Below are 12,176 nucleotides of genomic sequence, written 5' to 3'. Positions count from 1 at the left end.
CGGGCTCGCCGCCCTATAAGAAAGGGTGAAGCGAAAGGACGACAAGGCTGATGACGCAAGACACGGAAAAAACAACGCATTTCGGGTTTGAAACGGTTCCGGAGATGGAAAAGGCCGGACGGGTGCAGGGTGTCTTCAATTCCGTGGCATCGCGCTACGATGTGATGAACGATGTCATGTCCATGGGCATTCATCGCGTTTGGAAAGATGCAATGATGGATTGGCTGGCCCCGCGTCCCGGCCAGCGTCTTCTCGATGTTGCCGGTGGCACGGGTGATGTGTCTTTCAGATTTCTCAAACGCGCGGGCTATGGCCATGCGACGGTGCTTGATTTGACAGAGCCCATGTTGGTTGAGGGTCGCAAGCGCGCGGAAGCCGAAACCCTGACGGATCAACTCAGCTGGGTTGTTGGCGACGCAATGGCGCTCCCGTTTGATGACAATAGCTTTGATGTCTACACGATCAGCTTCGGCATCCGGAATGTCACGCGCCCGCAAGATGCGCTCGGAGAGGCCTTTCGCGTTCTTCGTCCTGGCGGGCGTTTGATGATCCTGGAATTCAGCCAGATCCCCAATCCGGCCATGCAATGGGCGTATGATCGCTACTCATTCAACGTCATCCCAGAGATGGGTCGGATGATTGCCAATGATCGCGACAGTTATCAATATCTCGTCGAATCGATCCGCAAATTCCCGGATCAGGAAACCTTCCTTTCGATGATAAAAGCAGCAGGCTTCGCACAAGCGAAGTATCGCAATCTCACGATGGGTGTCGCGTGCCTGCACTCAGCTTGGAAGATTTGATCAGATGCGTGGCCCCCACAACATTCTGCGCCTGATCCGAACCGGCGCAACCTTGGAGCGCACGGGCGCGATGAACGTGGTGCTGGATGCGTTTCAAGCGCCACCGGCGTTGCGCGTGGTGGCCAAGATCTTGGGTTGGCCGTTCCAGTGGCTGGGTTACAAAGGTGATACGTCCATGCCGCCAGCGACCCGCGCGTTAACCGCTTTGGGCCCCGCCTACATTAAGTTTGGACAGGTTCTGTCGACGCGCCCGGACGTGGTCGGTGATGAATTGGCCGTCCAGCTCCGCGTGCTTCAAGACAAGCTGCCGCCCTTTTCTCTCGATGTTGCCAAGAAGAGCATCGAAACCGATCTGGGCATATCAGTCGAAGGTTTGTTTTCGGAATTCAGCGAACCGGTGGCTGCCGCGTCGATTGCTCAAGTTCATAAGGCGAGGCTGTCAGACACTGGCGAAACTGTGGCTGTGAAGGTTTTGCGCCCGGGTATCGAGCGCGCTTTTCGAAAAGACATCGACGCGTTCTACCTTGCTGCGCGCATGATCGAGCTGTTGGCGCCCTCCGCACGACGCCTGCGGCCGATTGACGTCATCACGCATTTTGAAGGCGTTGTGATGGGAGAGCTTGACCTGCGGCTCGAAAGTGCGGCCGCTTCCGAATTTGCGGCGAATACGGCGAATGACGAAGGGTTCCAGCTCCCCCAGGTTAAGTGGAACCTGTCCGGAAAACGCGTCATGACGCTTGGATGGGCGGAAGGTATTCCGTTTGGGGATAATGATGCTATCGATGCCGCTGGTTTGGATCGCGTCGAACTCTCGAAGCGTGTTCTCCAACTCTTTCTGAAGCACGCTTTGAGGGACGGCTTCTTTCACGCAGATATGCACCAAGGCAATCTCAAGGTGTCCACGAATGGCGACATTATCGCGTATGATTTTGGCATCATGGGCTACATCGACGAGTACACGAGACGCGTCTACGCCGAAATCCTCTTCGGATTCATTCGGCGTGATTACAAGCGTGTCGCCGAGGTGCACTTTGAGGCGGGGTATGTCCCGGCTGACCGAGATGTTGAGGAGTTTGCACGGGCTTTGCGGGCCGTCGGCGAACCCATCTTCGGTATGGATGCGACGCGCATTTCCATGGCGCGGCTGTTGAGCTACCTCTTTGAGGTGACTGAGCGGTTTGGGATGGAAACACGTACTGAGCTCATTTTGTTGCAACGAACGATGGTTGTTGTTGAAGGGGTTTCACGGTCCATGAACCCTTACATGAACATTTGGGAGGTCGCCCAACCTATTGTTGAAGACTACATTCGCCGCAGCGTTGGACCACAGGCTCTATTGTCTGACCTTGCAAAGACGGCTCAAGTCATGGCGCGTTTCGGGCCGCGGCTGCCGCGGCTGGTAGAAAAGGCACTGATTGCTCAGGCAGAACATGATGATCGATCCAACCAGGCTACCAAGCCGCCGCTAGGCGCATTGGCAGCGGCGGCTTTAGCAGGTGGTGTCAGTGTCTTGTTGCTGCTGATGGCTTTTTCCTAGAAAATCACGCGCACCTTGTATTTCACTCAATGAGCGCGCGTATTTTGTATCGGAAATATTGCCATTGGTCTCAGGGCCGTTTGGTCATCACGACCGAATGGCAGTAATGCTATCTGGTGACACAAGGACATTGCCGGGCAGGACGAGTTGTGTGCCGTCAGCTTCTGTTCTGGCTTCCATGACCCTCGCGTAGCTTCCAATAGCCTCTTCAGAGACAAGCTCTTCGCCTTGAAAGTGTGCGACGTGGAATGTGTATTGGCCAAACGGAAGAGGGGACCCGTCAGCGCTTACACCGGCCCATTCAAGCAGCCCCGGATTAGCTCCGAGTGCAAGTTCTTGCACATTTGCTCCATTTTGATCCCGCACAATGAGCTTTGATGTGTCAGCATCGGGTCGGCTCGTCGGAGCAATGGTTATCGGCTGGCCAGAAAAATATGCGGGAGCATCCGATTTTACTTCTCGACCAATCCAGTTTCCCAGGTCCGACAAGCCTGCTGAGTTAAACCGCGCGGTTAGGTCCGATAAAAGTTCGTTGGTCAAAACCTGTTGTTCAACCGATGAGAAGGTCGCCAACTGAACAGCGTAATCCGAGGAATCGACAGGGTTTAGTGGGTCTTGGTTCGTCATTTGTGTCGTCAGCATTTTGAGAAACATTTCATAGTCCGACGTTAACTTCGTGCGCGTTTCGCCCGCTTTTGCGCTGTTTTGCGATGCCACGGCTTGGCTGGCTGCTTGAATGTCCATCACTATCTCCTAAAGCCTGATATCGAGGCCGCTTGTTCCAACAATCGACTGAGAGATGACGGCTGCGCCGTCTTCCATCACGTCATCTTTCGTTTGGTTGTTTTGGGCTTTTTGACCCGATCCGTGGTCTTCACCGTCAACGTCGCTGTCGAGGAAGCTGAGATCAGAGGCATCCAGTCCCATCGCATTAAACTCTGCCATCAAATCGGCAGCGTTGCGCCTGAGTAGATCAAGCGTATCGGGGCGGTCTGCCGAAACGACAATGATCGTTCCCGTCTCAGTCGCGGAAATGCGGTATTTGACCAATCCCAATTCTTCGGGAGACAAACGGACCTCGATCGTGTCTGATGATCCTATTGACCCATTCTGCGCTATCTGAACAAAAATAGAGCGGAGTACTTCGGTCCTGGGTGTTCCCTGTAAAGGCCCTGCAAGCGCTGAATGAAGCTCGACCCGCTGGATACTGGAGCTCGTGACAGGCAAGTCTGTCTTGAGGCTCATTTTGTCATACCCAGCTTCGTCTACTTCAAGCATAACACTTGTTGTTGTATCTGCTGCCATGGTGTTCATTTGTGCCTGAGTTGGCACGCTTGAGTTGCCACCAATAATCGATTGAACAGGTGGAGGGCTTGCCGCGGGATAATCTGATGATCTGCTTGCAAAATTCCCGTGATCACGAATTGGTTTGAAGTCATGCGTCGCCGATGCGGTATCGCGCTCAACAAATGTGGGTAGTGTAGTCAAGGTTGGATTCTTCGGCGCACCAACACTACCAAGTTCGGCGTTGGTCAGAATTCGGTCTGGAACGGTATCGCTGTTGAGAAGCGCTTTCGACGAAAATGTCGACTGTTCCGTTTTTGGCTGCGAATTCCCAATAATACTTTGGCTCAATGCTTGGCCGAGTGATGCTGCCAAGTTTGCATTTTCGCGTGATGCAACCCGCATCTCCAAACTCGGTTTCGTTTCATCGATATCGCCTGCTAGCGCTTCGGACTGCCGAATGACGTTCTTGGGGAACGCATGCAGATGTACGTGCTCAACCAAGCTTTGACGGTTTTGTTTGTTAATTGTAACTTGAGGAACAGTAATTGACCCCGCTGAATCCACTGCTTTCTTAGTCGGTATTCCTTCAGCAGTAACGGGATCAAATGACGTCGCTGTATTACGGCCTGTCTCTTGAGCTCTGGAATCTTTTATGGGGGCCAAAAAGCCTGTCTTATTTGAAATAATAGTTTCAGCAAGCGTGGTTGATGTCTTGGAAGTGAATTCGACTGTTATTCCCGTGTCAAATTGATTGTCTGCGTTCTTGGAAGTTGGTTCGCCATCAGTCGGTTCAGGGGCGTTTTTACTACCCTCGACGTCTTTCAACGTATTAACACTATCTTGTGGAGCAAGAAATCCTGGGGCGCTTTTTGGAACACCAGTATCTGGGCTTTCGTCGCCAGATGCCACACCTACCACTTCGTTGCTGTTGCGACGATTTAGCATCTCCTCGTATTTCGAATGACCTGCTTCGGATTCCAAGGAAGCAAAAAAAGTATTTTCGTCATCGAGTTGCTCTGGGTCAGTCGAGACTTCCCTAGACGCATGTTTGCCATGCGCTTTGGTACTGCCCTCTACGTTCAGAAAATTCATGGTCATGTATGGCCTCACGAGTTCTTCGCTGCTCCTCCATGACATGACACGGTTACCTTTTTTTTAACTTGAGCAGCGCATAACCGACGAAACACTTCAAATTGGAGTTACTCCGGATGGAAAAGATTAACCCGATTATCGCGCAGAGCGTCAGTCCAGGTGATCGTAGGATTTGGCAAGCCGCCCAAGATCTTGAGGCAAGTTTTCTGGCTGAAATGCTCAAATCCTCCGGCTTGGGAGGCACTGGAAACAGTGACTTCACTGGTGGGTTGGGCGAGGAACAGTTTGCGTCTTTTTTGCGTGAAGCGCAGGCGAAAAATATGGTGCAAGCCGGCGGTATTGGTCTCGCAGAGGCATTCTTCCATTCAATGAAAGGAAAACTCGAAAAATGACGAAAGTATCGGACAATCGCGAGTTGGTGGCACGTGTCGAGGAAATGCTTGACAAGGAACACGACGCGTTGCTGCGCGGGGCGCTTCTGGAGATAGAGGAGCTGTTGCCAGAAAAAGAGAGTCTTTCTAACGAGTTGTTAGCCGCAGGGCCAGCTGTTCAAAAGGAGCTTTCCTCCTTGCGTACGAGTGCCTTACGCAACCAAGAATTGCTTAATGAAGCGCTGAAAGGCATTCAAAATGTTGCGGATCGTATTGCGGCGATGAAAAAGGTAAAGCAGCAGCTCGACACCTATGATGCGCATGGACAACGGCAAACCATTGAAAAAACAAAGCAATCGATCGAGCGCCGGGCTTGATTGAAATTGAATAAAATCAGATGTTTGATGCCATCCTAAGTTAGGGAACTATTAGCGAATACCGGACATCTTTGCCGGGCACTCTTAGTGGAGTGGCACTGCCGCAATTGCGGTCAGTATCTGTCAGAAAGACGCTTCGAGCCCATAAAGGCAAAAAACTGATGGTGCAAAAGCGCCCTTACTAAAGGAAAAAGTATGTCCAGCATTCTGACTAACAATAGTGCCATGGTTGCACTGCAAACGCTGAAAGGCGTTAACGCAAATCTTGCGAAGACCCAGAACGCAATTTCAACCGGTAAGTCGGTGTCGAGCGCCAAAGACAATGCAGCGGTTTGGGCAATCTCCAAAGTCATGGAGTCTGACGTCGAAAGCTTCAAGGGTATCTCTGATAGCCTTTCGCTCGGACAGTCCACAGTCGCAGTTGCACGCCAAGGTGCTGAAACGGTTACAGATCTTCTTACTCAGATGAAGGGTAAGATTGTTGCGGCACAGGAAGAAAACGTTGATCGCGATAAAATCCAGTCCGATATTGATGCGCTCCGCAACCAGATCAATTCTGTTGTCGGTGCTGCTCAATTCAACGGCTTGAATCTTCTGTCCAACAAAGACTCTGAAGCGGGTTCTGGCACCGTTAACGTTTTGGCTTCTCTCGATCGAAGCGGTAGTGGTGTCGATGCTTCTGACATTGGAATTGGCAAGCAAGACCTTGGCACGGAGGCTGCAGGTTTGGCTGCCGGTGCTACGGCTCTCAGCGCCGCTAACAACAGCATTGCGGGCGTTGGTGACGCGGCTGCAGGTGCTGTCACAGGCGCCACTGGCGCAGCTCCTACAGTAAACACAACCATCGGCGGTTCGGCTGGTGAAGCTGTTGAAGTTGGTACGGCCTTTACGATTGCTATCTCTGCGTCAGCAACAGGTGCGGGCTCTCCTGATGGAAGCCTGAGCAACACGTCGGCTCTCGATGACATTGTGTATGTTGCACGGGATGGTGATACTGCCGCGGACGTCGCTGCTGGTTTGGCTAAGGCCTTCAACAAATATGTCCGTGAAGACAAAGGCCTGGACTACGAAGGGACGATTTCTGCAACTTCAGATGGAAATCAGGTCTCGATTACGGGCGCTGACTTCACCGGTGACAACTTCAGTGTAGCATACAATGAATACGAATATGATGCCGCACGTACGACAATCGGTGGTGGTCTGGAAGATCTTGCCGACATTTCGGTTGCAACTGATGATGGTGTTGAAGCTGCTCTTTTGGACATTGAAGGCTTGCTCCAAACTTCGATCAATGCCGCCGCTGAGTTTGGTTCTGCGCAAGGTCGGATTGAAACTCAGCAGAGTTTCGTCTCTGGTCTGACAGATGCTCTGAAGTCTGGCATTGGCACATTGGTAGATGCCGATATGGAAGAAGCTTCGGCTCGTCTTCAGGCCCTGCAGGTTCAGCAGCAGTTGTCTGTGCAGGCTCTGTCGATTGCGAACCAGGCTCCTCAGTCGCTCCTGTCGCTCTTCCGGTAATACTGACGTTAGGAGCGCGAAAGTTCGCGCTCCTAACCCCTTCACCTTACGATTTTCCCCAAATACCTAGGAAGGATGCGCGATGAACGCCCATGCTTTGGCGCAACGCGCCTACGCGTCACCTACGACGGCCACCAAAACGCCCCGCGCCGTTGAGTACGATGTTGTGGCGCGCGTCACACATGAGTTGCGGAGCGCTGAAATATCGAAGAAGGAAAACTTCGCAAGGTTGGCTGAAGCAATCCATCGAAACAATAGGCTTTGGACAACGCTTGCTGCGAACGTGGCTGATGAATCGAACGAACTTCCCAACCAAGTTCGTGCGCAAATCTTTTATTTGGCAGAGTTTTCCAAGCGTCACGCCGCACAAGTACTAGCTGGCGTTGCTGATATCAGGCCTCTGCTCGAGATAAACACAGCCATTCTGCGTGGTTTGAGAAACGAGGGGAGCACACCATGAGTGGTCTCGTGTTGAAACTGAGCCCAAAGGAAAGGGTTCTAATTAATGGCGCTGTTCTGGAGAATGGCGATCGTCGTAGTCGTATATCGGTTGTCTCGCCCAATGCGCATATTCTTCGTTTAAAAGATGCGATACATCCAGAAGACGCGAAAACACCGGTGAGACGCGTTTGCTACGCGACACAACTCATCTTGACTGGTGACGCTAATCCGAAAGAGGCCAAGCACCAGCTTCTGCGTCGTATTGAAGAGCTTAGCCGCATTTTCACTGACGTAGATAGTCGAAAGACCCTCACAGCGGCAACAAACGCACTTTTGGCTGAACAATACTATCAGTGTTTGAAGTTTTTGCGTTTACTCATTCCAAGAGAAGACAGGTTGCTGGCGGTTTCAAAACCATGACTTTTCAGCCCATTATCCCTTCCGGAGGTTTGACCGGCTGGAGGTACCTCAACCAAACGATTGATAGGCAATTGGACGCGTTTACGGCGTCGCCTTTGAATCAAAGGGATACGGATTACTTCAGCAAACAAATTTCATCAATACAGTCGGCCGAGGAATTAGTAGCCGATCGTCGCTTGCTAAGGGTAGCGCTTGGCGCTTTTGGCTTGCAAGATGACATTAATAGCAAAGCCTTCATCCAAAAGGTTCTTGAAGGTGGCACAGATGATCCACGATCGTTGGCAAACCGGCTAGCCGATGATCGCTACACAGAGTTTGCGAGGGCGTTTGGTTTCGGCAACATAACTGGCGCAGAAACGAGTAAATCGGATTTTGCCCAAAAAATTGTTGAGCGCTTCAGTGCTTCACAGTTTGAAGTTGCAGTTGGTGACCAAGATGAGTCAATGCGGTTGGCGCTGAACGCGAAGCGTGAACTTGCTGATATAGCCTCACGAAACTCTACTGAAGACACAAAGTGGTTTTTGGTCTTGGGTACCCCACCTCTGAGAGCCGTATTTGAAAAAGCTTTAGCGTTGCCAACGAGCTTTGGGCAAATTGACATTGAAAAACAGCTCGAAACCATCAAGGATCTCTCGTCGCGCAGACTAGGCATTGAATCTATCAACGACTTCAAAAATGAGGAGACGACAGAACGCTTTGTGGAGCGCTTTCTCTTACAAGCTCAAATTGCGGACTTTTCAGCAAGCTTCTCATCGACAAGCGTGGCGTTGACTTTGCTACAAGGCGCTGGCTAACTCAACGTATGCTAGGTCTTTTGGCAGCATGTGCATAAGCTTCCGCGGACCTGATGATTGATTGCAGTGCTTGAAACGACGCGGGAATACCTCGTTCTTCCAGTTTTGCTAAAAAAACCTCGAAGTCCTTGTGGACCCGCATGGCCTGATCAAGCGTGGGATCATTACCTTCTGAATATAGGCCAGCGCGGATCATCGTTTCTGACTTTGAATACGACGATAGCAGCGCTCGTGCGCGCTGTATCATCGAATTTTCGTCTTCAGATGCTGCATGTGGGAGGCTGCGAGAAACCGACCGAACGACATCGATCGCAGGATACCTACCTGTCTCTGCAATGCTTCTGTCCAAAATAATGTGGCCATCCAGAACACCCCGTAAAGTATCGGCAACTGGCTCGTCCATGTCTGATCCGGCGACCAAGACGCTAAAAACGCCGGTAATGTCTCCAGAACCATCCACGCCTGGGCCAGCTCTCTCACAAAGAGACGTGATCATGTGTGTCATGGATGGTGGAAAACCGCGGAGCGAGGGAGGCTCTCCAGCAGAAACGGCAACCTCTCGATGCGCTTCCGCCAAACGGGTGATCGAGTCCGCCAAAAAAAGCACAGAGCATCCAAGATCTCGAAAATACTCTGCAATGGTCATTGCCGTGTACGCGCACTGGCGCCGTGTCAGAGCAGGTTGGTCCGAGGTTGCTGCAACAATGATTGATCGCGCCATTCCTTCCGGCCCCAAAGTGCGATCAATAAAGTCGCGTACTTCACGACCACGTTCGCCGATCAGCGCGATGACAACCACATCCGCCTGCATGTGAGCCGCCAAGTGCCCTAGAAGACTTGTCTTCCCAACACCTGATCCCGCAAACAAGCCAATCCGCTGTCCTGCCACAATAGGAAGCAGCGTGTTGAGCACAGCCATTTTGGTATCAAGACGCTGCCCCAAACGCTTTCGATAAACGGCGTTGGGCGGATCGCGGTACACTCTGAGACCAGTGGATCCCCGAGGCAACGGTTGATTGTCCATGGATTTTCCATTGGGATCAATGACGCGGCCTTTCCAAGCGTCGCAAGGAAAAATCTTTAGGTCGGGGCTCAGCAAAGCCGCATCACCTAATGAAACGCCATCGGAGGGCCCATCTGGCAGCACGACCAAATGGCTTTCTCGCAAGCTGACGATTTCGCCTGAAAGACACGCGCCGCCAGCGATATTGATTTCAACTCTATCGCCAATACGGGCAAATCGGCCAAGTCCGCTCACCATGATGCCGTCTGGTTGGACTCCGCAAACACGGCCTTGTGGTCGCGTGGATCGCATCATTTTCAGTTCCGCAAGCATCGAGTCCAGTTTTGTATCATCCATCGTGCGCTTCCTTCAGCTTCTGAAAACTGTTTCTAAAGGAATCAGGGTTAAACCTTGATTGAAGCCAATCGAGGGAGAAGCCCCGATGTTTGAAAATCTAGAACTTTTTCGCATTTCACATGCGATGGCGCGTCACGCAGGCGAACGACAGGCGTTGGTCGCACGCAATATGGCGAACTCGGATACACCTGGGTTTACGCCCAAGGACTTATCGAGTTTTTCACAATCCTTTCGTGGTGAGGCGATGTTGCGTGCAACACGCGCCTCTCACTTGAACGCCGCCGGCACCGGAGTACAGGCGCAAGTCACAGACGTGAAAAGCACAGCAACATCGCCAAACGGAAATGGTGTTTCTGTCGAAGAAGAAATGCTGCGCGCCGTTGATGTCAAACGACAGCATGATCGCGCACTCGCAATTTATCGCCACTCCATGACCGTGCTGCGCGCCAGCATTGGGCGTTCTTGATCAAAGGAGTTTCGTTATGTCTGGATTTTCAGATGCATTGTCACTCACGTCATCGGGTTTGAAGGCGCAAGCCCAGCGCTTACGCTTTGTGTCCGAGAATATCGCAAACGCCGATACGCCCGGGTTTCGCCGAAAAACGGTTCCGTTTGAAGTTGCAGGTGGAGGCGACAGCACCCCCGGCGCTGTAGAGATTGGGCGCGTCCGCCTTGATCGGGCGGAGCTGACACAGATTTACGATCCGTCGCACCCCTTGGCTGATGAAAGCGGGAATTACGAGGGATCTAATGTGGACCTCATCATCGAGATTGCTGACGCGCGCGAAGCGCAGCGTAGCTACGAGGCCAATTTGAAGGTCTTCGATCAAACGCGGCAAATGTCATCTAGCCTGATGGAATTGCTGCGCAGATAAACTGAAAGGAATGCCAGAATGGACGTTCGAGCAATAGCGGCGCAGAAATACGCCGCAGCCAAACCCGCGACTGAAGCCCGTGCAAAGGAGCCCGGCCTGGGTGAAACCCTGGCCGCGGCGGCCAAAGACTTCACGGAAACGCTTCAAACCAGCGAACAAACAGCAAAAGCTGCAATGGTAGGCGACGCGGATCCGCACGCACTTGTACAGGCTCTGTCGCAATCGGAGCTTGCGATTGAAACAGTCGTTGCGGTGCGAGACAAAGTGGTTGAGGCGTATCAGGAAATCCTGCGGATGCCGGTGTAAGCGATGCTGGGTGAAGCCGCTTTTTTCGACGCTCTCAGGCAAGGCCTTTGGATATCTGTCGTCATGTCGACCCCGATCCTTGCTGCAGCCTTGATTGCGGGCGTCGCCATCGGCCTCTTCCAAGCTCTCACATCGATACAGGAAATGACACTGACCTTTGTACCAAAACTGGGTGCAATTGTTGCCGTTTTCTGGGTGTCGATGAGCTTCATGACGCAGTCACTGGTGTCCTATTTCCAGGACGTTCTCGTGCCAATGATAATTGGAGGATAAGAATGGATAATGCAGGTTACACAACGCTGACGCGCCAGTCGGGTTTGATGCGAGAGATGCAGGTCGTTGCCAACAATATCGCGAACTCTGCGACGACGGGTTTTCGCAGTGAAGGGATTATGTTCTCCGAACACGTAAACCGCATAGACGGCGGCGCATCGCTCTCCATGGCCTCTGCAAATGTCAAAAACACATCCATGGAACAAGGCGCGCTGACCAAGACGGGCGGCCAACTTGATTTTGCGATTGAAGGCGAGGGTTTTTTTCTGATCAACACCCCCGCTGGCGAGCGTTTGACGCGATCCGGGAGTTTTTCGCTCAGCGCAGCGGGTGACCTCGTGACCCATGATGGTTTTGCGGTTCTCGATGCCGGAGGCGCACCGCTGTTTGTACCGCCGGACGCGACGGACCTGTCCGTGTCTGCTGATGGCACCATGAGCGCTGATGGTAGATTGATCGGACAGCTTGGTGTTGTTCGCCCCGTAGACATGACTGACTTGTCCCGGGAGGACGGCGTAATGTTCCGTACCGATGCAGGCTTTGAAGCCGATCCAGAGTCACGCATCGTGCAGGGTTTCGTTGAGAATTCAAACGTAAACCCGATGGCTCAAATTGCCCGGATGATCGAAGTGCAGCGTGCCTATGAAATGGGGCAAAGCTTCATGGAATCCGAGCACGAGCGCATCAAGACGGCAATTCAAACCTTTATCAAACGAGGATAA

General features: G+C 52.3%; 16 protein-coding genes. 13 read left to right on the top strand and 3 right to left on the bottom strand.

The genetic code is table 11. From position 1 onward, the window contains the following. The first annotated feature begins 50 nt into the window (after nt 1-50). A complete protein-coding gene (gene ubiE / locus ACP15S_RS12890) occupies nt 51-803 on the top strand; it encodes a bifunctional demethylmenaquinone methyltransferase/2-methoxy-6-polyprenyl-1,4-benzoquinol methylase UbiE (protein WP_425040045.1) in 753 nt (250 codons plus the stop codon). Between the two features lie 4 nt (nt 804-807). Next, nucleotides 808-2,340, top strand: coding sequence for a 2-polyprenylphenol 6-hydroxylase (gene ubiB, locus ACP15S_RS12885; protein WP_425040044.1), 1,533 nt, complete (start codon nt 808-810; stop codon nt 2,338-2,340). Between the two features lie 87 nt (nt 2,341-2,427). On the opposite strand, the gene ACP15S_RS12880 is transcribed toward ubiB, so the two are convergent. Continuing rightward, a complete protein-coding gene (locus tag ACP15S_RS12880; RefSeq protein WP_425040043.1) occupies nt 2,428-3,084 on the bottom strand; it encodes a flagellar hook capping FlgD N-terminal domain-containing protein in 657 nt (218 codons plus the stop codon). Nucleotides 3,085-3,093: 9 nt separating this feature from the next. Then, entirely contained in the window at nt 3,094-4,725 is a 1,632-nt protein-coding gene (locus ACP15S_RS12875; protein ID WP_425040042.1) for a flagellar hook-length control protein FliK, read from the bottom strand. Between the two features lie 110 nt (nt 4,726-4,835). On the opposite strand from ACP15S_RS12875, the gene ACP15S_RS12870 reads away from it, so the two are divergent. From ACP15S_RS12870 to ACP15S_RS12845, 6 genes are all read left to right on the top strand, one after another. Next, nucleotides 4,836-5,111, top strand: a complete 276-nt coding sequence (locus tag ACP15S_RS12870) for a rod-binding protein (protein ID WP_425040041.1) — start codon at nt 4,836-4,838, stop codon at nt 5,109-5,111. After that, complete coding sequence (locus ACP15S_RS12865; protein WP_425040040.1) at nt 5,108-5,467, top strand: flagellar biosynthesis protein FlgN; 360 nt, start codon at nt 5,108-5,110, stop codon at nt 5,465-5,467. The genes ACP15S_RS12870 and ACP15S_RS12865 overlap by 4 nt, the downstream gene beginning before the upstream one ends. Before the next feature lie 195 nt (nt 5,468-5,662). Beyond that, nucleotides 5,663-6,985, top strand: a complete 1,323-nt coding sequence (locus ACP15S_RS12860; protein ID WP_425040039.1) for a flagellin — start codon at nt 5,663-5,665, stop codon at nt 6,983-6,985. 82 nt (nt 6,986-7,067) lie between these two features. Beyond that, nucleotides 7,068-7,445, top strand: coding sequence for a flagellar biosynthesis regulator FlaF (gene flaF, locus ACP15S_RS12855; RefSeq protein WP_425040038.1), 378 nt, complete (start codon nt 7,068-7,070; stop codon nt 7,443-7,445). Next, nucleotides 7,442-7,846, top strand: coding sequence for a flagellar biosynthesis repressor FlbT (flbT, locus tag ACP15S_RS12850; RefSeq protein WP_425040037.1), 405 nt, complete (start codon nt 7,442-7,444; stop codon nt 7,844-7,846). The genes flaF and flbT overlap by 4 nt, the downstream gene beginning before the upstream one ends. Beyond that, nucleotides 7,780-8,640, top strand: coding sequence for a DUF1217 domain-containing protein (locus ACP15S_RS12845; RefSeq protein WP_425040036.1), 861 nt, complete (start codon nt 7,780-7,782; stop codon nt 8,638-8,640). Before flbT ends, ACP15S_RS12845 begins: the two co-directional genes overlap by 67 nt. Before the next feature lies 1 nt (nt 8,641). Here ACP15S_RS12845 and ACP15S_RS12840 read toward each other — a convergent pair whose 3' ends face one another. Further along, complete coding sequence (locus ACP15S_RS12840) at nt 8,642-10,000, bottom strand: FliI/YscN family ATPase (RefSeq protein ID WP_425040035.1); 1,359 nt, start codon at nt 9,998-10,000, stop codon at nt 8,642-8,644. Nucleotides 10,001-10,085: 85 nt separating this feature from the next. Between ACP15S_RS12840 and ACP15S_RS12835 the strand changes: the two genes are divergently transcribed. Genes ACP15S_RS12835 through ACP15S_RS12815 form a run of 5 tightly spaced genes read left to right on the top strand, consistent with a single transcriptional unit; the run spans nt 10,086 to nt 12,176 of the window. Continuing rightward, entirely contained in the window at nt 10,086-10,466 is a 381-nt protein-coding gene (locus ACP15S_RS12835) for a FlgB family protein (protein WP_425040034.1), read from the top strand. A gap of 16 nt (nt 10,467-10,482) precedes the next feature. Beyond that, a complete protein-coding gene (gene flgC, locus ACP15S_RS12830) occupies nt 10,483-10,875 on the top strand; it encodes a flagellar basal body rod protein FlgC (protein ID WP_425040033.1) in 393 nt (130 codons plus the stop codon). An 18-nt stretch (nt 10,876-10,893) separates the two neighbouring features. Continuing rightward, the gene (fliE, locus tag ACP15S_RS12825; protein WP_425040032.1) at nt 10,894-11,181 is read left to right on the top strand and encodes a flagellar hook-basal body complex protein FliE; all 288 of its coding nucleotides are present in this window, start codon (nt 10,894-10,896) and stop codon (nt 11,179-11,181) included. 3 nt (nt 11,182-11,184) lie between these two features. Continuing rightward, entirely contained in the window at nt 11,185-11,454 is a 270-nt protein-coding gene (locus tag ACP15S_RS12820; protein ID WP_425040031.1) for a flagellar biosynthetic protein FliQ, read from the top strand. A gap of 2 nt (nt 11,455-11,456) precedes the next feature. Beyond that, entirely contained in the window at nt 11,457-12,176 is a 720-nt protein-coding gene (locus ACP15S_RS12815; RefSeq protein WP_425040030.1) for a flagellar hook-basal body complex protein, read from the top strand.

Source organism: Primorskyibacter sp. S187A (assembly GCF_049800955.1).
GTDB lineage: Bacteria > Pseudomonadota > Alphaproteobacteria > Rhodobacterales > Rhodobacteraceae > JAKVBH01.
The sequence above is the reverse complement of the archived record's forward strand: the minus strand, read 5'-3'. Positions and strand labels throughout refer to the sequence as shown.

Bases quoted from the DNA above. Each gene is read 5' to 3' on its own strand.
- ACP15S_RS12865 (WP_425040040.1), top strand. From the start codon at position 5,108: ATGACGAAAGTATCGGACAATCGCGAGTTGGTGGCACGTGTCGAGGAA.
- flbT (WP_425040037.1), top strand. From the start codon at position 7,442: ATGAGTGGTCTCGTGTTGAAACTGAGCCCAAAGGAAAGGGTTCTAATT.
- flaF (WP_425040038.1), top strand. From the start codon at position 7,068: ATGAACGCCCATGCTTTGGCGCAACGCGCCTACGCGTCACCTACGACG.
- ACP15S_RS12880 (WP_425040043.1), bottom strand. From the start codon at position 3,084: ATGGACATTCAAGCAGCCAGCCAAGCCGTGGCATCGCAAAACAGCGCA.
- ACP15S_RS12820 (WP_425040031.1), top strand. From the start codon at position 11,185: ATGCTGGGTGAAGCCGCTTTTTTCGACGCTCTCAGGCAAGGCCTTTGG.
- ACP15S_RS12815 (WP_425040030.1), top strand. From the start codon at position 11,457: ATGGATAATGCAGGTTACACAACGCTGACGCGCCAGTCGGGTTTGATG.
- fliE (WP_425040032.1), top strand. From the start codon at position 10,894: ATGGACGTTCGAGCAATAGCGGCGCAGAAATACGCCGCAGCCAAACCC.
- ubiE (WP_425040045.1), top strand. From the start codon at position 51: ATGACGCAAGACACGGAAAAAACAACGCATTTCGGGTTTGAAACGGTT.
- ACP15S_RS12875 (WP_425040042.1), bottom strand. From the start codon at position 4,725: ATGACCATGAATTTTCTGAACGTAGAGGGCAGTACCAAAGCGCATGGC.
- ubiB (WP_425040044.1), top strand. From the start codon at position 808: ATGCGTGGCCCCCACAACATTCTGCGCCTGATCCGAACCGGCGCAACC.
- flgC (WP_425040033.1), top strand. From the start codon at position 10,483: ATGTCTGGATTTTCAGATGCATTGTCACTCACGTCATCGGGTTTGAAG.
- ACP15S_RS12860 (WP_425040039.1), top strand. From the start codon at position 5,663: ATGTCCAGCATTCTGACTAACAATAGTGCCATGGTTGCACTGCAAACG.
- ACP15S_RS12870 (WP_425040041.1), top strand. From the start codon at position 4,836: ATGGAAAAGATTAACCCGATTATCGCGCAGAGCGTCAGTCCAGGTGAT.
- ACP15S_RS12840 (WP_425040035.1), bottom strand. From the start codon at position 10,000: ATGGATGATACAAAACTGGACTCGATGCTTGCGGAACTGAAAATGATG.
- ACP15S_RS12835 (WP_425040034.1), top strand. From the start codon at position 10,086: ATGTTTGAAAATCTAGAACTTTTTCGCATTTCACATGCGATGGCGCGT.